General features: G+C 70.7%; 14 protein-coding genes, 1 other RNA gene and 1 pseudogene. 10 read left to right on the plus strand and 6 right to left on the minus strand.

Annotated features, from left to right (window positions below):
- The first annotated feature begins 87 nt into the window (after positions 1–87).
- The 6 genes from AOQ37_RS27190 (at position 88) to AOQ37_RS27220 (ending at position 12,185) form a co-directional block, all read left to right on the plus strand.
- Positions 88–1,929 (plus strand): PD-(D/E)XK nuclease family protein, encoded by a 1,842-nt coding sequence (locus AOQ37_RS27190; RefSeq protein WP_234437013.1) that lies wholly within the window; start codon positions 88–90, stop codon positions 1,927–1,929.
- Entirely contained in the window at positions 1,922–3,163 is a 1,242-nt protein-coding gene (locus tag AOQ37_RS27195; RefSeq protein ID WP_062647830.1) for a pPIWI_RE_Y domain-containing protein, read from the plus strand. The genes AOQ37_RS27190 and AOQ37_RS27195 overlap by 8 nt, the downstream gene beginning before the upstream one ends.
- Positions 3,156–6,929: a pPIWI_RE_Z domain-containing protein gene (locus tag AOQ37_RS27200; RefSeq protein WP_062647832.1), complete on the plus strand. Its 3,774-nt coding sequence runs from the start codon at positions 3,156–3,158 to the stop codon at positions 6,927–6,929. Before AOQ37_RS27195 ends, AOQ37_RS27200 begins: the two co-directional genes overlap by 8 nt.
- A gap of 71 nt (positions 6,930–7,000) precedes the next feature.
- Entirely contained in the window at positions 7,001–10,051 is a 3,051-nt protein-coding gene (locus tag AOQ37_RS27205; RefSeq protein ID WP_062647834.1) for a pPIWI_RE module domain-containing protein, read from the plus strand.
- Positions 10,052–10,184: 133 nt separating this feature from the next.
- Positions 10,185–11,045, plus strand: a complete 861-nt coding sequence (locus tag AOQ37_RS27210; RefSeq protein ID WP_234437014.1) for a BRCT domain-containing protein — start codon at positions 10,185–10,187, stop codon at positions 11,043–11,045.
- 753 nt (positions 11,046–11,798) lie between these two features.
- Positions 11,799–12,185: a hypothetical protein gene (locus tag AOQ37_RS27220; RefSeq protein ID WP_062647838.1), complete on the plus strand. Its 387-nt coding sequence runs from the start codon at positions 11,799–11,801 to the stop codon at positions 12,183–12,185.
- Positions 12,186–13,001: 816 nt separating this feature from the next.
- Here the strand turns inward: AOQ37_RS27220 and rnpB are convergent.
- The 3 genes and pseudogenes from rnpB to AOQ37_RS27235 form a co-directional block, all read right to left on the minus strand.
- An RNA gene (rnpB, locus tag AOQ37_RS27225) (RNase P RNA component class A) lies at positions 13,002–13,403 on the minus strand.
- A 79-nt stretch (positions 13,404–13,482) separates the two neighbouring features.
- Positions 13,483–14,310 (minus strand): annotated as a pseudogene (locus tag AOQ37_RS42175) (DMT family transporter); the annotation flags it as partial.
- A 24-nt stretch (positions 14,311–14,334) separates the two neighbouring features.
- Positions 14,335–15,168: a helix-turn-helix domain-containing protein gene (locus AOQ37_RS27235; RefSeq protein ID WP_062647843.1), complete on the minus strand. Its 834-nt coding sequence runs from the start codon at positions 15,166–15,168 to the stop codon at positions 14,335–14,337.
- Positions 15,169–15,458: 290 nt separating this feature from the next.
- On the opposite strand from AOQ37_RS27235, the gene yaaA reads away from it, so the two are divergent.
- Both yaaA and eda read left to right on the plus strand, forming a co-directional pair.
- Positions 15,459–16,250, plus strand: a complete 792-nt coding sequence (gene yaaA, locus AOQ37_RS27240) for a peroxide stress protein YaaA (protein ID WP_062647845.1) — start codon at positions 15,459–15,461, stop codon at positions 16,248–16,250.
- Between the two features lie 80 nt (positions 16,251–16,330).
- Entirely contained in the window at positions 16,331–17,002 is a 672-nt protein-coding gene (eda, locus tag AOQ37_RS27245; RefSeq protein WP_062647847.1) for a bifunctional 4-hydroxy-2-oxoglutarate aldolase/2-dehydro-3-deoxy-phosphogluconate aldolase, read from the plus strand.
- On the opposite strand, the gene AOQ37_RS27250 is transcribed toward eda, so the two are convergent.
- The 3 genes from AOQ37_RS27250 to AOQ37_RS27260 all read right to left on the minus strand — a co-directional run bounded on the left by AOQ37_RS27250 (position 16,974) and on the right by AOQ37_RS27260 (position 20,195).
- On the minus strand, positions 16,974–18,395 hold the full coding sequence (locus tag AOQ37_RS27250; RefSeq protein ID WP_062647848.1) for a bifunctional RNase H/acid phosphatase: 1,422 nt from the start codon (positions 18,393–18,395) through the stop codon (positions 16,974–16,976). The genes eda and AOQ37_RS27250 overlap by 29 nt on opposite strands.
- 184 nt (positions 18,396–18,579) lie before the next feature.
- Entirely contained in the window at positions 18,580–19,323 is a 744-nt protein-coding gene (locus tag AOQ37_RS42025) for a zinc ribbon domain-containing protein (RefSeq protein WP_078890372.1), read from the minus strand.
- Positions 19,320–20,195, minus strand: coding sequence for a Nif3-like dinuclear metal center hexameric protein (locus tag AOQ37_RS27260; protein ID WP_062647852.1), 876 nt, complete (start codon positions 20,193–20,195; stop codon positions 19,320–19,322). The genes AOQ37_RS42025 and AOQ37_RS27260 overlap by 4 nt, the downstream gene beginning before the upstream one ends.
- A gap of 964 nt (positions 20,196–21,159) precedes the next feature.
- Between AOQ37_RS27260 and AOQ37_RS27265 the strand changes: the two genes are divergently transcribed.
- Both AOQ37_RS27265 and AOQ37_RS27270 read left to right on the plus strand, forming a co-directional pair.
- Positions 21,160–22,293 (plus strand): hypothetical protein, encoded by a 1,134-nt coding sequence (locus tag AOQ37_RS27265; RefSeq protein WP_062647892.1) that lies wholly within the window; start codon positions 21,160–21,162, stop codon positions 22,291–22,293.
- 97 nt (positions 22,294–22,390) lie between these two features.
- Positions 22,391–22,597, plus strand: a complete 207-nt coding sequence (locus tag AOQ37_RS27270) for a hypothetical protein (RefSeq protein WP_062647854.1) — start codon at positions 22,391–22,393, stop codon at positions 22,595–22,597.
- The last annotated feature ends 146 nt before the right edge of the window (positions 22,598–22,743 follow it).

Raw genomic sequence — 22,743 nt, forward strand, 5'->3', positions numbered from 1 at the left:
ATGTCATGCTCGACTGGCATCGGGCCTCAATAGAGTCCCATCAGTCCTGGGCACCTCCTGCCCATGCCGCCATCCACGGGGGTCAGCATGCAGAATCCATCGGGTGTCGTCGGCCACGACTGGCTGATCAAGGCGAGCCCCCGGATGGCCCGGCCCGACGACGCGGCCTGTCCTACCCACCGGCGCACGGCGATGCGCCCCCTCCTCGTCGCCGAACCGCCCGTACCGTTCCGGCCCGACCCGCGCGAGGAGTTCCCGTTCGCCCCTCTCTTCACGGCCCTCGACCTTGTGGAGCACAGTGGCTGGCCCATCGAGCGGGTGCGTGAGGAACTCCGCAACACCCGCGGCCCCTTTCGAGGGTGGGGCGCCCCGGTCCACCCCGCTCACCTGGCCTGGACCGCCCACGCCCTGGAGCGCTACATAGCCGCCCGCCACCAGGAGCAGGCTGCTGCCGTCGAGGCCGGACTGCCCCCGACCGAGCCGGTGTTGAAGCCATGGACGTGGCGCACCCTCCGCACGGACACCCCCGATCCGCGTGGTGTCCGGCAGTACGAGCACACCCTCTGGGGGCGAATGTACGCCTCTCAGGACGGAATGGTGCGCGACCTGTGGCTCCCCTCCCTGGGCCGCGCCAAGACCGGCCGCCCCGATGCCGAACTCGCGGCCGTGGCCAAGGTGATGGTGTACGGCGCGCCCACGCCGCGGCGTAAGGCGCGCAGCGAACCTCCGCCCACTGCGACCGATGTCGTCCGGCCGCCCGGACTGCTCCGCGTCTTCGATGTCGGATGCGCCGACGGCTCCGTACAGGGGCTGCTCTCCACAGACCCGGCCGAGGCGAGCCGGCGATTCACGGAAGACGCCGTGCCTGCCTTCCTCTCCGCCGCGACCGGAACCGGTGTGCGGCCCGGGGAGAGCTGCGTCGACTGCAAGGCCCTCGCCAGCTGTACGGATCTCAAACGCACCCCGCGGCTGTGGAACGGGCGGCCCCCGGTCCCCGTTCGCAAACGCCGCTCCATATCTGTCTGGGATCTGCGCCTGCACGCCGAGTGTCCTGCCCAGTACCACCTGGTACGGCGGCTGCACCTCAACGATCTGTCCAGAGAGAACCAGGGCGCACAGCGCGGCCGGGCCGTCGATGCTTGGCTCGACGCGCAGCACGCCGAACGCCCAACGCGGGGCTGCCGGGACCGTCAGCCCCCGGGGCCGGTCGACATTCGCGCCCGTACCGTACTCGACGACGCGTCCGCACGCGAAGCCGCCGCCATGCTCGCCGAGCACCGGCTGCTGTGTCCGCTCAACGGGCTCGGCGCCGACGAGGAGGTGCTTGTACAGCATCGGGTAACGACGTACGTGCCCGAGCTCGACGTCGTCGTCCTCGCCGTACCCGACCTGGTGTACACCCATCGCGGACGATGGATCTGGCGCGAGACCAAGACGTCGGCCCGCCCGCTGTGGGAACGCGAGTCACTGCTCCGTACCTACCCTCAACTCGCCCTCGGGGTACTGCTGTTCCATGCAGGTGCGCTCGGCGCCGAGCCGCGCCGGTCCTGGGTCGAACTGGAGCACCTACGCGAAGGTCATGGGGAGAGCCGGCTCGAACCCATCGACCCCGGCCGCGCTGAGAACGTCGACGAAGCCCGGGCCGTCATCGCCGAACTCGCCCAGCCACTCCTGGACGACACCACGTACGAACCGAGGACCGGGCGCCACTGCCACGGCTGCCAAGCCCGGACCTGGTGCCGGCCCGGCACCGCCTACGTCACCGACCATCCACGCCCGGGAAGCCCCGCCGTGGACACCCCCTACGAGGAGACACCCCGGCACGTACCTGACGAGCAGCTCGCGCCCGACCGCCTGTCCGCCCCAGGGGCAGCGTCCTCCCCGGATGCGAGGCCCACACCGAGAGGAGAGGCCTCCGCTCATGACTGACCAGCAACTCGTACCGGACTGGCTGTCCAACCCCGATGTCGTCCTCCTCCGGGACGTCGCCACCGCCGTCCTACACCTGGCGGCCGTCGACCGCCTCGACTCCTTCACCCTGCCCTACCCGCCCGCCGCGCAGCGCGCCTTGGACGCCCTCGTGCTCCAGTGCCTGCGCAACAGGGCCAAGCCTCCAGCAGGGGTGCCCGAGATGATGCGCTGGGCCCGAGCCCGTCCCCTGGGCAGCTGGCCCCTCGACAGGCTGCCCGCCGATCTGTTCGACGCCGCCGACCGACTCATCGACGCGGATTCGGGAGAGCCCGCGCAGCTCTGCCACGAACTCGCCGTGCAGGGACACGGCGACAGCACCGGACGACAGTACGACCGTCTGGTAATCCACGAGGCCCTCCGTGCCTGCCGCGCCATGTCATCGCCCGAGTCGTACACGGCCTTCCGCCGCCTTCTGGTCACCCAGCCTGTGCTCACGGAGGCGGACTGGACCGAGGTCAGTACGGACCTCTTCCTCGACCCGGTCCGCTTCCTCATCGAGGAGATCTACGCCCCCGTCCCCCTCGGGTTCCGCCGGAACGGGGCTTACCTGTGCTGCCACCGCTGCCTGACCCTGCTCCACCCGGTGTCCAACAACGAGTGGTGGTGCGAGCGTGACCAGTGTCGGCACCGGGGCCCCGCACCGCACGGGAGGGAACTCGTCGCGGCGGAAGTGGGTGAGCTGCGCCAACTGCGCAAACCCCTGCGGCAGTTCGTCACCGGTCCCGGACGCTCCGAGGTATCGCTGGAGAGCGAACTGCGTGCCCTCGGGCTCACCGTCGAGATGTGGCCCGGCTTCGACGCGTACGACCTGCGCGTCACCTTCCCCGACGGCCACGTGTGGGCCGTCGACGTCAAGGACTGGGCACACCCCGCCTTCCTCGGACGCGCCGCCGCCACGGTCCGCGCCGAGCCGCCGTACGACGAGGCCTGCTGGGTGGTGCCGAGCTTCCGGGTGCGCGCCCGCCGCGACTACCTCGACGTCTACACCCGGGAGCGTGGTGCGGGGGCGGACGGCCTGCGGCTTCTGACTGACAAGCAACTGATACGGGCCGCACGGCTGCGGCTGTCCGGCGAACGCGGACCGGACGCGTCCATCGCGCCCACCCGCACAGTGCGCACCCAGTCGCCCCCGGCCGGAAACCACACGGCGCCGGCCGATGGCGCCCGGAAGAACGGAGCGGATCATGCGTGACCGCAGCAGCTGGTACCAGCCAGTCGTCGCCGCCCTGGGTCCCTGGCCCGAAGAGCATGCCCGGACCCGGCCGACCCTACTCTGCCAGGTCGAGCTCGCCCTGCGGTTACTGGAGACCGTGGCACCCGGCCACGCGGCCAACGGAGCGTGGACACTTCTCGGCGGTCATGGTCTCCGGTTCGTGCAGGCCGCGAAACTCCCCATCGGAACCGCCGAGCAGACCGCGGTGACCGCAGCCCGACACCTGCTCTGGCCGATGCGCCGCGGCCGGATGTGGCGGCAGAGCCTGGATGCCTACCTGGAGCTGCCCGAACGGCTGCGCGCGTACTACGTACCGGCGGCCGGGGAGCCTGCTCTCCCGCTTTCTCTCAAAGTGGCCGCCGATCGCTTCACCACCTACGACGACGCCCTCGCGGACCTCCCCGGCTTCACTACGAAGCCACTCCCCCAAGCGGAGGCGGGAGAACACCGCTTCATCGATCGCCGCCACCGGCGTACCTCCGTCTCGATCCCCGCCGACCTCGTACGCGTCCCCTTCCCCGGCCACCCCCTCACCGCCGACCGCCCGGCCACCGCGGGCCCCCTTGATGTACCGCTCGGCGAACTCGCCGACGTGGCGCGGTGGATGGATGGTGAGGAGCGGCGCCGTGGGCTGAAGGCGGGAAACTGGGAGGAGCGCCTCGACCACCTCGAACTCGACACCCGCACCCCGGACGGGACGGCATTCGAGGAAGCGGATGCGCTGCGACTCGACCGGCTCACCCACCTCGTCGGCATGGTCGGCGCTGGCAAGTCCACCCTGATGACCTTGCTCGCCGTCTGGGCGCACCAGAATGGTCTGCGCATCACCCTTGTAGTCGGCGACGTGGCCGAACAGCTCACCCTGACCGAACTGTTCCGCGCGCTCGGTCTGAGCGCCGCCCTCGTGCAGGGCGGCACCACGCGGCCCCAGCACACCCAGCGGCTGCACCGCAGGCTCGCCGCACGCGGGGAGCACTCGTTGCTGGCCCACACCCTCCCCAGCTTCACCCACCTGAGCACCGCCTGCCCGCTGGACGCTCTCCGGGCCCTCGACACGTCCGAGCCGCTGCGCTACGCCGACGCACCGTGCGGTGCCCTCCACCCCGCACCCAGCAAGGAAGCCGTCGAAGAACCGGTGGGCGAGCGCGCCGTACGCGAACTCGAACACGCCCGGGGAATCGCCGGAAGGGAGACCGCCGCGGACGATGCAGACAACGAGGACTTGGGCACCCCGCACGCCTGTCCGCTGTGGAGCGCCTGCCCCCGGCACTCCTCCGCCCGCGACCTCGTGGACGCGCTGATCTGGGTGGCCAATCCCGCCAGCCTTGTCCAGACTGCCGTACCGCGCCAACTCAACGCCGAACGCCTGCGTTACTTGGAACTGGCCTGCCTACGCAGCGACATCTTGATCGTCGACGAGGCCGACCGCGTACAGATGCAGCTCGATCAAATGTTCGCGCCGTCGGCCACCCTCGTCACCACCGGTGTCTCCGAATCCTGGCTCGACCGGCTACAGACCCATGAGATCGCCGAACTCGCCCGGCAGGGACGACTCCAGCTCTCCGACCAGGACGTGGAACGGTGGTCCGCCGCACTGGATGTTGTCGGATCCGCCGCGGACCGGCTGTACGCCATGCTCATCGACGACGAAGGGCTGCGGAACTGGGCGCAGATAGACTATTTCAGCGCGTGGACCCTCCAGGAGAAGCTGCTGCACGCCTGGTACCCGCCGGTGTCGAGCCGGGCCGAGGGGCAGCCGAATAGCCGCACAGACGAAGGAGGCATTGAAGACGAGAGCGCGCTGTACGAAGACGAAGACGGTCTCGGAGACGACAGCGACATCACTGCTCCGGAGGCTCCTTGGGAGCAGCGCCGTATCGAGATCACCCGGTTCTTCGACACGTTCCGCGACGATCCGCTCGGCGGGCGCGGCCCCTACGGGACGCCCGCGGACGAGCTGACCGCCCTCGCCCACGACGTTCTGCACACCCTTGACGAGAAGCGGACACGGCGCCGCGTCCGCAGCCTCCTCGACTCGCTCCTCATCGGAGCGCCGGGGCCAGAGCAGCGCCGCGCGCCCGTCACCAAGCGGGGTAAGGAACCGGCCTCCGAGGACGTGCCCCTCACCGAGGCATGGCGCGAACTCAACGCACGCCGACTGGAATTCACCCTCGTTCTCGCTGCCCTGCACCAACGCCTGGACCGGGTTACGTTCCTGTGGCCCCAGGTGGAGGCGGCACTGCGGCTCGACGCAGCCAGCCACGAACTGACCCGCCGCCCGCCCCTCGACTACGCGCCCCTCCTACCCGAGGCGCCCATGGGAAATGTGCTCGGCTTCCAGTACCTGGTAGACGAACGTGCCGCGGCCCGTAACAAGGACGGTCACCGCACCGGTACTCTGCGCTTCTTCCGCTGCGCAGGCGTGGGCCGCGAGCTGCTTCTCAACCTTCCCCAGCTCGGCGCCGACCCCGGCCGCGGTCAGGCGGGCCCGCATGTCTTGTTGATGTCGGGCACCAGCTGGGCCGGCACCTCCACCAGGGCACACGTCCTGGCTCCCGTGCGCGCGGTTCTTAAACCGCAGAGAAAGGCGCTGGATGCCATCCGGAAGACCGTGTTCCGTACCGAGTTCCTCTACGACGCCGCCGGGCAGCCGATCCGGCTCTCCGGGCAGGACCCTGACCATCGCGAGGACGTCCTGCGTCTGATGATCGACCGGCTCGCCCGGTCCCGGGGCGACGGAAACTCCTCTCCGCTGCAGAGTGAACTGGCCCGCATCCCCGACCAGCGCCGCAAGCGCGCCCTGCTCCTGGTGGGCAGCTACGCCGAGGCCAAGGTGGCCGCCGCTGCCCTGGACGAGATCCCGCGCTGGCGCGGCCGGGTGCGTGTTCTGGCAGCTGACGACGCCGAGTTGGAGACCGCAGTCGAGGGTGCGCCCCCGTCGGGCAGCCGGACATCGGACACCGGATCGCGTACGGGATCAAGGGCCGGAGCGGTCCGGCGCGGAGACCTCGCCTCCTTCGCCGACGACTCGGACGCCGAACTCCTCGTCGCTCCCCTCCTGGCCGTCGAGCGAGGGCACAACATCCTCACCGTCCCCCAGCGTCCGGGCGAGGAGAGAGTGGCGGCGTTCGGGACGGTGTTCTTTCTGGTCCGACCGCACCCGCGCCCCGACGACCTGACCCTGGCCGTCTTCGCCGTCAACGACTGGGCGACCCGGTTCGTACGCGGTCAACTGACGTGGCAGGAAAGAACATTCGACGAGCTGGTTGCCGAGGCGGGCAGCCTGGACGCGGCTGGCGGCGCCTTCCGAACCACCGCCCGCGGCGTCTGGCGGCACCTGCTGTCCCGGCCCTATATCTACTCCTCGCTCCCTGAAGACGAGAAGAAATCCTTCGTCTGGGACCAGCTCGTCACCATCTGGCAGGTCATCGGACGCCTCGTGCGCGGCGGCGTGCCCGCCCGCGTCGTCTTCGTCGACGCGGCCTTCGCGCCACAGCTCGCAGCGGCCCAGGCGCCTTTCACCGAACAGGGACGGCAACCCCGCCGTACCAGTGACCCGGGATTGCTCGTGCGGCTGCGGGACGTCCTCGCCCCGTACTTCGGGGAGAGCGGGGTCGGGGGCGCCTTTGGGGGCGCGCTCCCCGACCCCGCTGACGCCGAGCTCGTCAAACTGCTCTACCGCCCGCTATACGAGGCGCTGTGCGTCATGGGAGCGCCTCCGCCCGACCCTCTCGACGCGGGCTGACAGGCATCGACCGACGCCGTCGATGATCTGGCCTGCCATCGATCACGTACGACTTCGCAGGGAGAACCGACATGTACAAAAATACCCGCCGATCCGCGTACCACCTCGCCGAAGACAGCGCTCCCTGGACTGAGGACTTCCGCGCGCTAGCCTTCCCCGAACACTGGCACGCCGGACTCCTCGATCTGCACAACCACGGGCGGGACGAGGAGAAGCAGCTGCTGACTCTACCCACCCGCCGGTTCGATGGTGTCCTCCAGACCCTCGCCCCTGACGTGATCGTCCGCCCCCGGCCCCGGACGCCCGTCGAGCCGGGTCCGCAGGTAGCCGAGGACTTCTGGATGTACGTACCCGCCTCGGTCCCTGATCCGCTGCCGGGCCGTTCGCTGCAACAGCTCCTTGATGCCTGGCTGCGCACACTGGGTCCCAAGGGCGCCGCACAGGACCCCGGATTTCGCTCGCTTCTACTCGCCAGCAGCGCCGACCTGAAGCGGAACCTGCCCACGTGGCAACCCGTCGCCGGCGTCGAACTGCTCACCACCCCGACCACCGCGGGCGGCACCGCGGCCCCCGAACCAAGGCAGTTCCAGCTCGCCACCGACGCACTGGCACGCCGCATCCTGGCTCTCGGCGCCTACCCGTTCGAGGGCGGACAGCTGCGCTTCCGTGCTCTGCCCCGGGGGCCGCGGGACCAGGGCGCTGAGCTCATGTCGCAACCCCTGTGCCGGACCGTCAAACGGAAGGAATGGTGGTTCTCCGTCGTCCTGAACATCTCATTGCACACCACACCGTTCGACCCCAGGCCGCGCCTCCACCTGCACTGGGGCGTACGACGCTGGGCCACCCACCCGCGGGCCACGACCAAGCGCCTTAACCTGTCCTACCGTGAGGCCACTACGGCCTACCTCCGTCCCACCATCCCTTGGCTCCCCGGAGCACCAGCCACCGAACGCTACGCCGTCGCCCGGCTGCGTCGCGACCGGGCCGCCGATACCTTCGTCTGGTCAGAGAACGACACCGCCGGCATCCTGCGCGGACTCAGCCTCGCCGGCAATTTCCCCGACCCCGAACAACTCCTTACCGAGCCGGTCTCCTGGATCGGCGAGGGCCGCGGAGTCCGCGGCGCCGTTGTCCACAGCACCCGAATGGGCAAGCACGAGATCGGCGTCGGCTTCATGCCCAACCAGCGGGCCCAGCTGACCGAATGGGCCGAACAGGCCCTTCCCGAGACGTTGGTCCGGGTGCCCGATCTGACACGGGGACGCGGCAAGGGCATCGCCGCACCGGAGAACCGGCGGCCTAAGAAGAGGACCGACGAAATCAAGAAAGCCGAGGGCCAGGCCCGGCGCGTGGCACTCGCCACGCAGGCCCGGATCGACGGCCACGGTCCGCACCAGGATGCCCCGCCCGTGGTGGAAGCCCGGCTGCTGTGGCAGTCGCCTGAGGTACGCAAGGAGGCGGTGGCACAGTTTGCCGAGGTCCTGGGACTCGATGGCGACGGCGGTGTCTCCGTCGCACACGTCACGGATCAGGACTTCGACGAGGCCAGGCCTGGGTCACCGATCGTCCTCGAATGGCGGACGGCTGAACTTACCCTCCGCCTGCGCTGCTTGCCCCTCGCCGATGGGCTTGGTGACCGGCTTGTACCCGATCCCGTCGTCAAGGCAAGGGGTGCAGCCCTCGCATCGGCCGTCGCCCAACGTCGCCGCGCCTTGCATGCCTGGCTTCACGCGGACGGTGTTGTCCCCTCCCGGCCGGGCCTTGCCCTGGTGGAGATCGCGCACCGAAGCACTTTCCGTCCCACATCGACGGACCCAAAGTTCGCTGTCCGTCTCGGGTGCGCCGACGCCGGGCTGCTGACCCAGTTCGTCGTGACCCCGTCCACCGACCGTCAGATCGACAACGCGGAAGATATCGATCACCGCACGCACAGTTCCTGGCTTGACGGACTGCGCCAGCTCGGCGTCCGTGTCCTGCCCCAGCACACCCTCGGCGACGACCTCCCCGACGCACTGCAATACGCGGCTGTGTGGATGGTGAAGCGCCGCAAGGATGGCCCGACCCGGCTGCCAAAGCACCTGCCCGTGGCCGTCCTGGTCACCCCGCTGCCGGATGGGGAAGGCATCGCGTCCGTACGCGGCTGGGACGACAGTACGGGGGAGTGGGTCTCCTACCCACGTTTCCTCCTAGGTCTGGTGAAGCAGGCCGAGATAGACCCCGAAGGATTCGCGGAGCCCGAGCCTTCGACCGATGGCCCGCACATCAGCGCGCCCCGAGTCACCGGCAAGCAGTGGCGTACCAACCTCACCCAGCAGCGCAAGGAGACCGCGGCCTTCCTCCAGCGCGTCCTGCACTCCCTGCGCGGGCAGCCCACCGTCCTGATCACCCATGCGCAGAACAGCAGGCTTCACTGGCCGTGGCTCCAGGACGGACGCATCGAACGTGACCTGATCAGGACCGGTCACGCCCCCGCCGGCCGTCTCGACGACGAGCTCCGGCTCGTCCGTGTACGCGGGTGCGGCGGACGCGAGAGCGCCCAGTGGTGGGGACTGGCTGACCCTGGCAATCCCCATGGTCAACCGGCCGGTTTCTGGAAGCAGACTCCCAGCCAGGACCATGGAGAACCCGTGAGCGAGCGAATCTTCTACAGCACCACAGAACGCCCCGCAAGCCACCCGGTCTCACCCTCCCTCGACCGGCTCGCCACCAGGGTCAACGCGGCAGGCAACCTCACCTCGCAGGCAGGCACCAGCGCCTGGAACCCAACTCTGATGGAGATCGCGGTACTGGGTTGCCACGAGGACACCGACCCGGGTGCCCCAGTACCGGGCCAGGCCGACGACGCCGAGGCACTCGCCCTCGCCATGCACCAGCTGCGCCAGGCACTGGACTACGTCTCAGCACTGTCTCTCCCATTGCCACTTCATTTGGCGGGACTGGCCCAGGCGTACGTCCTCCCTGTTCTAGCTGATCGCGACGAGAGCCCAGGCGAGGAAACCACGGAGGCCGCCGTGGAAGGGAGCACAGAGCACCTCGACCCAGACCTGACCGATGCAGCCGGACTGTCCACAGAACCCGACATCGACGATGACTATGTGGCGGAGACACTCAGCGCCTCATGAGCCGGGCCGTTGACCGAAGACTCCGGGATCCGTGCATGCAGGCCAAAGCACAGGACCCCGAAGTTGACCAGTAGGTCAGGGCAGCACGGGTTCCACGACCGACGCCAGACGGCACCGGAGACACGTCAGAATCATGAGGCAGAAGAGGGGGATCATGGACGGCAGGCTCTGCGATGGCTGGGTTCGCTCGCTCAGAGGACAGACACTCTGCTTCACCGGCAAAGTGCTCATCGACGGCGAGTGGACCATCCGAAAACACTGCATCGAGATTGCCCTGAGGCTCGGGGCGGGGTGGAAACCAGACTTCTCACGCAAGATCACTGTCGTGGTTCATGGTGATCTCGCAAGCCAGGTTGTGACCGACGCACGCCGGGAGTACAGCCAGAAGCTCGTGCGTGCAGCGTGGGAGCGCGACCGGGGCTACCACGTGTGTGTCGTGGACGCGGACGGCTTCGCGGACCTCCTCGGACGATTTCCCGCACGTTGTCGAGAGCTGCGACAAGCTGAGAGCGGCAGTGACCGAGTCCTCGTACTGCCTCAGACTGGGGATGGCATCCTCGGCGGCCCACTCCGGCGACGGAGCGTCGGTCAGCACGAAGCTGGTGCACTTGCGCTCGACCTTGATCAGCTCGACAAGGGCACGAGAGCACACGAAGCAACTGTCACAGCACTGGTCGAGCACCTTGCTCGACAGCAGATCGAGCTTCGCGGGCATGCTCGCCACGCTCCGAGGTTCGACGCGGGCTGGTCGCGCGGCGACGACGTGTTCATCGCTGAGGTCAAGAGCCTGACCGGCGCGAGCGAGGATCAGCAGATTCGGCTGGGAATTGGCCAGGTCCTCGACTACGCCCACCAGCTCCAACGTGTTAGGATCTTTGGGCAGATACGCCCTGTGCTGGTCCTGGAGAAGCAGCCGGACGACCCCAGATGGAGGTCGCTCGCGGAGGCCAGCGGAATTCTACTGACGTGGGCTCCGCTTTTTGCGGGCTGCTGAGCATCCGTCCGCGCCACAGTCGATAGCTGCGCTGGTCCTCCGATCCGCAATCCGTCGCACGGCAGCGCGGACTGCACCCCAAGCCTTTAAGATCATTTACGGAGAGCACCCAACGAGCACGCCGTACCCGGCCAGTAATGCACCTTGCCTCTACAGTCAATCCGGGCCAGCTGACACTCAACGCACCGTCGTTGACGGGGTGTCGATGATTATTCTCGTGCGCTCGACCGTTGAGCTGACCCAGTCCGCGGACTCTACGAAACTGGGTCAACGAAGTTGAGCGGTGCGAGGTGCCCTCGGGCTCGGCGGGTGGTGACGCAGCGTGTGCGTAGCCGCTGGTTGGCCGGGTTCCGGAAGCCGTTCGTATTCCGCGCGCATAGCTTGATCATCCGGTTGACGCCCTCGCTGGTGGCGTAGCAGTGGCCGGTCGCGATGAAACGCCGAGATCTTGGGCCACGAGCAGTCGAGAGTGACCGCGAGCTGGCGGACCTCGGAGTCCGCGTACCAGGTGAGGACCTTCCAACACAGGTGGCCGACGCGCTCGCGGTCGGCCCGGTGCGGGCGAGGGCGAGCAGGTCCCGCAGCCGCTCCTGCGCGATGCACGCAGTCAGCAGCGCCATGCCGATCTGGCCGGCGTCCATCACGGCGTTCCGCATCTTCGTGAACTGCACGCCGTACCCGGCCAATAATGGACATGTCGATGGCCACCTTCCATAAGATTGCCCCTGATGCGCGGCCAACGAGGAGGTATGGGTGGGCAATCTGGGGGGATACCAGATGATGACGACGCTGGCGAAGAAGGTGGGCGGCCCCGGGGCGCTGGCCGTCGTCACTGCCGTGGGCGGGTGGGCCATCGGCCGGGGTGCTGAAGCTGGCGGGAAGAACGTATTCAGGGCCGCCAAGGCTGCGGCCAAGAAGCGGAACGCCCCGTGCTCGACGAAGGGCCAGGTCTTCGACGTCGTGTCCGACGGCGAGGACGGCAAGGGCCTCGCGCTCCGGGCAGGTGACCAGTACCGAGTCATGGAGTGCGACGAGGAAGCGATCCTTATCGAGGTGCTCGGTGGCACGAACAATCCCTACTTCACGTCAGCACAGTTCCTGGCGTCGGTGTCGGGCTTCCCCCACGGCGGAGAAGATTAATGCCGAGTAGCTCGACTGCGGGTGTAGGCACTCGAGTCAGGGGCTGACTCGCGCATCGCAGAAGCCCCGTGAGTGCGGCGCTTACGGGGCTTCTACGCTGATGTCGATCCAGGTCGCTCGGTCTCGAGTCCGTCATTCGAGTCGATCCCGAACTCGGCCGCCGACGTGCGGGCGCGGTCAACGGCGCAGAACTGTGCGCTGTCCAGTTCGTGCGTCGCCAGGACGGCCGAGCCGCCGTTGAGCGTCCCGCCCAGGATGCCCGGCGGGAGGCCACAGCCGTGTCGTTGCTGGCTCTTCGCTCTTGAGCGGTGCGCCTGGCTCTTGTCGCTGACGTGCTATCACGGTCGGTGACGGGTCTGTCGGCCCCGTTATGAGGCGCTCGTGGTCCTGAGTAATCATGCGCACGGCTTCCGGAACCCTGCTAACCAGCGGCTACGCACACGCTGCGTTACCACCCGCCGAGCCCGAGGACACCTTGAACCGCTCAACTTCGTTGACCCACGAAACTAGGGACAGCTCAATCCCGCCTGCCCCGCCATGCCAGTGCGCGCCACACAGGAAGACACACCGGACCATACTTTCCGCTGCCTCGGAAGCGTCCAGACCCACTACCCACCAGCCTCCGACTGCGTTCTGCACGCGACATGACGCCGATATGGCCCCACTTGCCCCATACGAGTCGGACCGGAGCGACGATACTCGGCGTACACATCCACGATGTCACTCACCCGCACGGCCCAGATTCGACCCGGATTCGACCCCGAGAGTTTGTTTAGCCAAAAAACATGGCCTCTGACCTGCAGAAATAAAGAGCGGCAGACGAGCAGGGCTATACGCCGGGTTCTGTCGCCCGGCTGCCTCGCGGCGGCCGGGGAGACGGCCATCCATCTAGGGCCGGCGTTGCCGCCGGCCTCGTGCGGTCTACCCGTGGACTCGGGCGGGCAGCCCTCGAACGTCCACGCAGAAACACCGGGGTGTTTCCTTTTGACCTTGCTCCAGGTGGGGTTTACCTAGCTGCCCAGGTCACCCTGGGCACTGGTGGTCTCTTACACCACCGTTTCACCCTTACCGAGGACCGAGGTCCCCGGCGGTCTGTTTTCTGTGGCACTGTCCCGCGGGTCACCCCGGGTGGCCGTTAGCCATCACCTTGCCCTGTGGAGCCCGGACGTTCCTCGGGAAGTCCCGTGAGGGACTCCACGCGGCCGTCCGCCCGGCTCGTCTGCCGTGTCGACCATGTTACCGGGCGCGGGCGCCGTCCCGTTCCGGCGGCCGGGCCCGCGGCGGTCGCCAGGACCGAGCCCGCGAGGATCAGAGTGAAGGCGGCCAGGACAGCGGCGGTGAGGGGCTCGTCCAGGAACAGCGCGCCCGCCGCCACCGCGACCGCGGGGTTGACGTAGGTGATGACCGTCGAGCGGGTCGGGCCGATCTCCTTGATCAGCTCCAGGAACGCCACGAAGGCGACGGCCGTGCAGACGATCCCGAGGGCCGCCAGCGCTCCCAGGACGGAGCCGTCGGGTACCTCCGACGGCCAGGTCGCGGCGGCCGCGGGTGCGTAGACGAGCGCCGCCAGGGTCAGGCAGGGGACGATGAGGTGAAGGGTGGGGACGTCCTTCAGGCGGCGGGCCGCGATCAGCGGGGCGGTCGCATAGCCGACGACCGTCAGCAGCACCTCGGCCAGGGACTTCGCGTCGCCGCCGGTCAGGTGCGGGACCGTCAGGACCGCCACCCCGCCGAGGCCCACGGCCAGGCCCGCCGTCCGCCGGACGCCCAGCACCTCCGTGTCCCCGAGGAAGCGGGCCGCCAGCACGCCCACGATCGGCACGCCCGCGACCAGCAGACCGGCGGTGGAGCTGGACAGGTGCCGCTCGGCGTCCGTGAGGGTGAACCAGGGGCCGATGATCTCGATGACCGCGAAGGCCAGCATGGGCTTCCAGTGCGCCCGTACCGTCCGGACCAGGCCCCGCTGCCGTAGCGCGAAGGGGAGCAGGAGGGCCGCGCCCAGCGCGCACCGGGTGAACACCACCATGGACGGGGAGAGGTCCTCCACCGCCACTTTGATCATCAGGTAGGGGATGCCCCAGACCACTCCCATCAGGGAGAACAGGAACCAGCCGCGTGCAGTCATACCGGGAGTGTCGGCCGGCCCCGGTCAGGTGTCTTGAACGCTGTTGCGGTACGCCGCCGGGGTCACGCCCAGCACGCGGCGGAACCAGCGGGTGAGATGGGCCTGGTCCGCGAAGCCGACGAGGCCGGCCACCTCCGCGGGACGCAGCCCGGACTCCAGCAGGCCGCGGGCCCGGGCCACCCGGTACTGGGCCAGCCAGGCGTACGGCGGCATGCCCGTCGTCGTTCGGAAGGCGCGCAGGAGCTGGTAGCGGGACAGTCCCAGGTCGGCCGCGAGGTCGGCCAGGGAGGGCGGGGCGAGGAGCTCGTCGGCGAGGCGGGTGCGCACGGCCTGGGTGAGCTGCTCGGCGCCGGGGATCGTGTCGCACACCGGCCGGGCCGTGGAGTGGCGCCGGGCGAGGGCCGTCAGCAGCCACGGCAGGCGGGACTCGGCCTCCAGGGGGTCCGGGCAGGCGGCCAGTTCCGCGTGCGTCCGGCGCAGGGCGGCGGCCAGTTCGGGGTCGTCGAGGAGCGGCTCGCGGAAGTGCGGCACACCGCCGAGTACGCCCTCGGTGAGCAGGGCGGGACCGGCGTACAGGGCGCGGTAGGCGTAGCCGTCGGTGTCGTTGCCGGGGCCGCCGGTGTGTGTCTCGCCGGGAGCCAGCACGACGATGGAGCCGGGTCCGGTACGGATGTGGCCGCCGCGGTAGTCGATGACCTCCGAGCCGCTCACGCAGACCCCGACGGTGAACTCCTCGTGGGCGTGCGGGGCGTAGACGTGCCGGTCGAAGCGCGCGGTGAGGAGGTCCAGGGGCGGGCCGCCGCGGCCCAGTCGGGCTCTGGTCCACAACGCCTGTTCACGACGACGTTCACCGCTCACCCGCCACCCCCACGCGCCCCGTCCGCGCCATCGCCATCGCCATCGCCATCGCCATCGCCAGCACTAGCACTATCGCCACTGCCACTGCCACTGCCACTGCGGGTGCAACGCCTTCGGGTGCCGGTTCATGCCGCCGGGCGGGCGCAGGGCGCCGGGCGAGCGGACGGGTGGGTTCCGCGCGCATTCCGGGCCGGATCCGGGTGGGATCCGGGCCGGCGCGGACCTCGGCTGGGGTGCCGACTCGTACGTCGTACGCTGGCGCAGCAGAGCTCTATTGAAGGAGATTCCCCGTGCTTGTCCTGCTGCCGCCCTCCGAAGGCAAGGCGTCCTCCGGGCGTGGCGCCCCGCTCCAGCCGGAGGCGCTCTCCCTGCCGGGACTCGGCGCCGCCCGCGAGGCCGTCCTCGACGAGCTGGTCGAGCTGTGCGCGGCCGACGAGGACAAGGCGCGCGAGGTGCTCGGGCTGAGCGAGGGGCTGCGCGGCGAGGTCGCGAAGAACACGCTGCTGCGCACGGCGGGAGCCCGGCCCGCCGGGGAGATCTACACGGGCGTCCTCTACGACGCTCTCGGCCTGGCCTCCCTCGACGCGGCCGCCAAGAGGCGCGCGGCCCGGTCGCTGCTCGTCTTCTCGGGGCTGTGGGGTGCCGTCCGGGTGACGGACCGGATCCCGTCCTACCGCTGCTCGATGGGTGTGAAGCTGCCCGCTCTGGGTGCCGTGGCGGCGCACTGGCGTGCTCCGATGGCGTCCGTGCTGCCCGAGGCGGCGGGCAGCGGGCTGGTGCTGGACCTGCGGTCGGCCGCGTACGCGGGGCCCTGGAAGCCGAAGGGCGAGGTCGCGGGGCGGACGGCGAGCGTGCGGGTGCTGCACGCGCCGACCCGGAAGGTCGTCAGCCACTTCAACAAGGCGACCAAGGGCCGGATCGTCCGGAGCCTGCTGACGGCGGGCATCGCCCCCGCGGGTCCCGCCGAGCTGGTGGAGGCGCTGCGGGACCTCGGATACGTGGTGGAGGAGAAGGCCCCGGCGAAGGCGAAGGCGGCGACGACCGCCTGGACGCTGGACGTGCTAGTGGACGAGGTGCACTGAGGCCCCCCTGGCACCCCCTCTCGTTGCAACATGCGCAATGCCCTTTGCGCATGTTGCGCACCGAGGGCAGGATGAGGCGCATGACCTCGCCCCTGCCCTCCTCTTCCGCTGCCTCGGCCGGTTCCGTACTGGATCTGGCCCCGGTCGTGCCCGTGGTGGTCGTCGAGGACGCCGCCGACGCCGTACCGCTGGCGCGCGCCCTGGTGGCGGGCGGCCTGCCCGCGATCGAGGTGACCCTGCGGACACCGGCCGCGCTCGACGCGATCCGGGAGATCTCCGGGTCGGTCCCGGAGGCGGTCGTCGGGGCCGGGACGGTCATCACGCCGGAGCAGGTGACGGCGTGCGGGGAGGGCGGCGCGCGGTTCCTGGTGAGCCCCGGCTGGACGGACTCCCTGCTGGCGGCGATGCGGGCGTCCGGGCTGCCCTTCCTGCCCGGGGTGTCGACCACGTCGGAGGTCGTGGCGCTGCTGGAACGCGGGGTGCGGGAGATGAAGTTCTTCCCGGCGCAGGCCGCGGGCGGCACGGCCTACCTCAGGTCACTGGCCGGGCCGCTCCCCCAGGCCCGGTTCTGCCCGACCGGCGGGATCGGCCCGGACAACGCGCCGGAGTATCTGTCCCTGCCCAACGTCGCTTGCGTGGGCGGGAGTTGGATGGTCCCGGCGGACGCGGTCGCGGCGCGGGACTGGCCGCGGATCGAGGCGCTCGCGCGGACCGCCGCGCTGCTCAGGCCCGCAGGTGGGACGTGTCGTTGAGCAGGCGGACACTGGCGTTGCCGTCCGCGTAGTAGGCCACCACCGACAGCGAGGCCGCCGACAGTTCCATGCGGAACAGCGACTCCGGCGGAGCGCCCAGGGCGAGCCGTACGAACGTCTTGATCGGGGTCACATGGGTGACCAGCAGAACCGTGCGGCCGGCGTACGCCTCGACCAGTCTGTCCCGGGTGGCCGCGATGCGGGTCGCGGTCGCCGCGAAGCTCTCACCGCCGCCGGTCGGCTCGGCCTCGGGATCGGCCAGCCAGGCGTTCAGGTCCTCGGGGTGGCGCTCGCGGACCTCGCCGAAGGTCAGCCCCTCCCAGGCCCCGAAGTCGGTCTCGATCAGCCCGTCCTCGACGGTGACCTCGAGGCCGAGGCGGGCGGCCACGGCCCCGGCGGTCTCCCGGGTACGGGCGAGCGGGGAGGCGAGGATGTGCTGGACGGTCCCGCGCCGGGCGAGGGCGGCGGCGACCCGCTCGGCCTGTTCCCGGCCGACGTCCGAGAGGGAGGGGTCGGTGCCGCCGCTGCCGGAGAACCGCTTCTGCGGCGTGAGCGGCGTCTCGCCGTGCCGCAGCAGCACGAAGGTGGCGGGCGCCCCGAGATCGGGCGCCGACCCCCAGCCGACGCTGGGCGTGGCGGCGGGCGTGGCGGCACGAGGGGCGGGAGCGGCGGCGGGAGCCGGGGTGGCGGCGGGAGCCGGGGTGGCGGCGACCGTGCGGGCTGCGCGGAGATCGGCGCCGGTCGTCGTCGCGTCCTCCGCCCTTCCCCCCGCTTCCCGCGTCTCCCGCTCCTCCTGCTTCTCCTGCTTCTCCTGCTTCTCCGGTGCGGTGTCGGCGGCCGGGCGGGACCGGGCGAGGGCCTCGCGGGCCTTGGCCGCGCCCGCCGTCGCGTCGCCGGGCGGGCCGATCGGCTCGGGGACGGCCGGAGCCGCCGGAGCACGGCCGGCGAGCTCGGCCCGGGACGCCGCGGCGTCCCACTGCTCGCCCCGCTTGCCCGCGTCCATCGCCTCGTTCGCCAGACGGTCGGCGTGCTTGTTCCGCTCGCGCGGCATCCACTCGTAGGTGACCTGCCCGGGCGGGAGGATCCGGGCCGCCTCTGCGGCCAGCGGCTTCATGTCGGGGTGCTTGATCTTCCAGCGGCCCGACATCTGCTCGACGACCAGCTTGGAGTCCATGCGCACCCGCACCGTGGCCGACGGGTCGAGCTCACGGGCGGCGCGCAGACCGGCCACCAGCCCCCGGTACTCGGCCACGTTGTTGGTGGCGACGCCGATGTACTCGGCGCGCTCGACGAGCGTCTCCCCCGTCGCCGCGTCGATCACCACGCTGCCGTAGCCCGCGGGCCCCGGGTTGCCCCGCGACCCGCCGTCGGCCTCGACGATGAACTCCCGCACGACGTACGCCCCTTACCGCCTCGTGACGCGACTCATCACGTCTTACTGCGTCTTACTGCGTCTTACTGCGTCCCGCTACGTCTCGACGCCCCCGGCTGCCGTCGACTGCCCCCGGACTGCCCGGACCGGCTGCCCCGGCTGCCCGGAGCCGGGAGCCCCCGCCTGCCGACCGGCTACAGACCGGCTACAGACCGGACTCGGACGTGCGCACGAGGATGCGACGGCAGTTCTCGCAGCGAAGGACCGCGTCGGACGGGGCCTTGCGGATCTCGGCCAGCTCCGTGATGGCGAGCTCCTGGCGGCAGCCCTGGCAGGTGCGCTGGTAGAGCTTGGCCGCGCCGACGCCGCCCTGCTGCTCGCGCAGCTTCTCGTAGAGCTTGAGCAGATCGGCGGGCACGGTGGCCGCGATGACCTCGCGCTCCTTGGTGACACCGGCGGACTCGCCGTCGAAGTTCTCCAGGGCCGTGTCCCGGCGCGCGATGGCGTCGTCGATCTTGCCCTGGACGGAACCGACCCGCTCGGTCAGCTCGGCGGCACGCTCCTGCGCGCTCTCGCGGCGCTCCATGACCTCCAGGACGATGTCCTCGAGGTCGCCCTGGCGCTTGGCGAGGGAGACGATCTCCTTCTGGAGGTTCTCCAGGTCCTTGGGCGAGGTGACGGCCCCGGAGTCGAGCCGCTGCTGGTCGCGGGCGGCGCGCTGGCGGACCTGGTCGACGTCCTGCTCGGCCTTGGTCTGCTCGCGGGCGGTGTCGCTCTCCTCGGTCTGCGCCGCGACAAGGAGGTCGCGCAGCTGCGTGAGGTCCTTGTTCAGCGACTCGATCTCGGCGTGCTCGGGCAGCGACCTCCGCTTGTGCGCGAGCTGCTGGAGACGGGCGTCGAGGGACTGGACGTCGAGGAGTCGGATCTGGTCGGCGGGCGCGGCGTTCAGTTGGGGGCTCCCATTGAGCTAGAGGTGGTGTTGGACGCCGCGTGGGCCGTCCAGGGGTCGGTGACCGTACGGGAGACGTGGACCCGCAGGCCCCACCCCCGCCGGTCGGAGATCTCGTCGAGCTGGCCGGCGGCCAGCTCGCACCAGGGCCACTCGGTGGCCCAGTGCGCCGCGTCGAGCAGCGCGAGAGGTGGGTGGGCGCCGTGGGCGCGGTCCGCGATGAACTCCGACGCCGGGTGGTGGCGCAGGTCCGCGGTGAGGAAGGCGTCGACGCCGGCCGCCCGGACGTGGTCGAACAGGCTGTCGCCGGAGCCGCCGCTGACGGCGACGGTCCGCACCAGTGCCTCCGGGTCCCCCGCCACCCGGATGCCCTGCGTGGTGGCGGGCAGCCGCTCGGCGGCGCGGGCCGCGAGCTCGCGGACGGTGAGCGGGTGGTCGAGTTCGCAGACGCGTCCGAGGCCGCGCCGCCCCCCGGGGTCGCTCGGGTCCGGCACGAGGGGCCGGACGACCCGCAGGTCGAGCGCACCGGCGAGGGCGTCGCTCACGCCGGGATCGGCGGTGTCCGCGTTGGTGTGCGCCACGTGCAGGGCGATGTCGTTCTTGATGAGGGTGTGCACGACACGGCCCTTGAAGGTGGAGGCCGCGACGGTCGTCGTCCCGCGCAGGTACAGCGGATGATGGGTGACGAGCAGATCGGCGCCGAGCTTCACGGCTTCGTCGACGATCTCCTGGACCGGGTCGACGGCGAACAGAACCCGGGAGACCTCCTGCTCGGGGTCGCCGACGACGGTGCCGACCGCGTCCCAGGACTCGGCCCGCGCGGCGGGCCACAGGTTCTCCAGCGCGGCGATGACTTCTGACAGACGGGGCACGGGGAAAGGCTACCTGGCCGTCTCACCGGCCCGTACCGGTGCCGCCGATGCCGACGCGGCCGCCAGGGCCGTCGGCCGGGAGCAGGCGGGTGGTCGATGCACACGTCTCCCACCACCCTCAGGCGAATCGCTTCTGCACCACTCTTATGAGGGAAGAAGACCGCTCGGCGGTCCCACGTCCGCGCGTACGAAAACTAGCTTCGTCGCCGGAGGTGACCGAACGATGACGATGCCGGCCTGTGCGATCGAACCCACCGCCGCGGACGGGAAGGACCCCGAGGACGGCGCCGCCGAGCCCCCGCCGGAGGCGGAGGGGCCCGCGGGGGACCACGCGGAGGAACACCTGAGCCGCACGCTCATGGCGGAGCACATGACCCCGGCCGTACCGGCGATCCCGGCCGTACCAGTGATCTCGGCGATCCCCGTGGTCCCGGCGATCCCAGTGATCCCGGCGGGCCACGCGCTCCCTGAGGACCGTGAGGACGCGGAGGCGGCTGGAGCCCCTGAGGACCGTGGGGCCCCAGAGAACCGCGGGTTCACGGAGGACCAGGACCGCGGGTTCACGGAGGACCGAGGGTTCACGGAGATCCACGGAATCCCGCAGCACCGTGGGTTCACGGAAGACCCTGGGCCTGCGGAAGACCGTGGGTTCACGGAGGACCAGGACCGTGGGTTCACGGGGGTCCCCGGCGTCACAGAGGGCTGGGACCGCGTGCCCACGGCCGGCCTTGAGGGCGCGGCCGGTCACCTGACCACGGCCGGCCCTGGGGGCACGACCGATCACCTGACCGCGACCGACCCGGCGGGCGAGGCCGGTCACCCGACCACAGCCGGCCCGACGGGCGAGGCCGGTCACCCGGCCGCGACCGGCCCGGCGGGCGCGGTCGGTCCCGTGGCCGCCGCCGATCGTGCGAGCGGGGTCGGCGACGTGGACGCGCCTCGCGGTGCGGGCGGGGCCGGGTACCTGGACGCGGGGGGCCGTGGGAGCGGGGCCGACTGTGTGATCACCGCGGGGGGCGCCTACGCCGCGCGGCTCGCGCGGGCCGGGGACTGCTGGTTCCCCGAGCGCTGGACCCTGGACGGCCCCGAGCCGTACGCCGTGCCGCTGCCCGGCAACCAACCGGAGGAGCCCGGCACGGAGGTGCAGCCGATGGCCGACGGCAGGGTCCTGATCCGGCGGCCGATCGAGGGACGGCACGCCTTCTCCCTGCTGTATCCGACCGGCCCCGGCACGGGCGAGCTGCCGCTGGGCGCCGTCGAGTGCCCGGACGAGGGCACCCGGCTGCGTCTGCTCCCGCCGGCCCCCTGCGGCGAACGCGCGTACGCCCTCGCCGTCGGCCGCAGCACGACGACCGTCTGGCTGGTCGCGGGCGGCACCTTCGGCCCCGAGTACCTCGCCGAGATCCCCGGCCGCTGCTCGGGCGGTGTCTGGCTGGACCGCACGGGCCGCATGCTCGCGCTGGACCGTGAGTTCGGCGGCCGCACCAAGACGATCGTCGTCGACCTGGAGCGCGGCGGCGAGGTGTCGCCCCTGCTCCAGATCGCCGCCGACAGCGACGACCGCCTGCTGCTCGCCGACCCCGACAGCGGTCTGCTGCTCATCCGCTCGGACGCGCCGTCGCCGGGCGAGGCACGCCTGGGCTGGGGCGTCCTCGGCAGCACGCTGCCGGTCCGTTTCCCGGAGTCCCTGCACCCCCCGGACCTCACTCTCACCCCGTTCGCCAGCCAGCCGGGCCAGGCGCTCGTCCCCGAGGCCTGCGCGGTGGCGCTGCGCATTGACGGCCCGTTCGGCACCTGGGTGGGCGTGTGGCGTCCGGCCGATCGTCGGCTTCATCAACTCCGTCCTCCCGAGGGGTGGTTGACGGGCAGTGGGCTGTGGACACCGGAGGGTGTGCTGCGGCTGCCGTACGCCACGGAGGCCGAGCCCTGCGGGGTGGCGCCGTTGACGGCACCGGTCACCGAACCGCCTTCGCCGGCTCCCTCACCCTCGCCGTCCGAGGGCGCTCCGCCGCTCCTGGAACCGCCGCGGCCGGTGCCGACCGCCGCCCGTCCGGTCCCCCTTCAGCAGGCCCCGCTCGGCCGACTTGTAACGAAGTAGCAGCGGATGGCGTGCCCGCCTGGATCGACGCCTCGGTGTGCTGGATAAAATCACCCGGCTGTAAAGAAAGATCATGTTGACGGGGTGAATTCTTCCGATGAGCGACGCAAGCACCAGGCAGCCGCAGGCCGCCGACTCCCAGGGGACGGCCGGACACGGCCGGCACCGGGGCCCGGTCTCGTCCCAGGACGGCGACTCGGCCCCGCACGGCCGGCACCGCAAGCCGGCCGAGAACAGGGCCGAGGGCAGGACCGACAGCTGGGCCGACGGTTGGGCCGAGAACAGGGCCGAGGCGACCGTCTGACGGTACGACGTACACCGAAGGGGCCTCCGGTCGTCCACGGACGACCGGAGGCCCCTTCTCCCGTCTTCACGCCCTCCGCCGGTCTCCGGGCCTCCTCCCGTCTCCGGCCCTTCTCCCGTCTGTGGCCCTTCTGCCCTTCTCCGGCC

The sequence above is a fragment of the Streptomyces maremycinicus genome (genome assembly GCF_001184025.1).
In the GTDB taxonomy this organism is placed as follows: domain Bacteria; phylum Actinomycetota; class Actinomycetes; order Streptomycetales; family Streptomycetaceae; genus Streptomyces; species Streptomyces maremycinicus.

Coding starts and splice junctions, on each gene's coding strand:
- AOQ37_RS27190 (WP_234437013.1), top strand. CDS start 88: ATGCAGAATCCATCGGGTGTCGTCGGCCACGACTGGCTGATCAAGGCG.
- AOQ37_RS27195 (WP_062647830.1), top strand. CDS start 1,922: ATGACTGACCAGCAACTCGTACCGGACTGGCTGTCCAACCCCGATGTC.
- AOQ37_RS27200 (WP_062647832.1), top strand. CDS start 3,156: ATGCGTGACCGCAGCAGCTGGTACCAGCCAGTCGTCGCCGCCCTGGGT.
- AOQ37_RS27205 (WP_062647834.1), top strand. CDS start 7,001: ATGTACAAAAATACCCGCCGATCCGCGTACCACCTCGCCGAAGACAGC.
- AOQ37_RS27210 (WP_234437014.1), top strand. CDS start 10,185: ATGAGGCAGAAGAGGGGGATCATGGACGGCAGGCTCTGCGATGGCTGG.
- eda (WP_062647847.1), top strand. CDS start 16,331: ATGACCTCGCCCCTGCCCTCCTCTTCCGCTGCCTCGGCCGGTTCCGTA.
- AOQ37_RS27270 (WP_062647854.1), top strand. CDS start 22,391: ATGAGCGACGCAAGCACCAGGCAGCCGCAGGCCGCCGACTCCCAGGGG.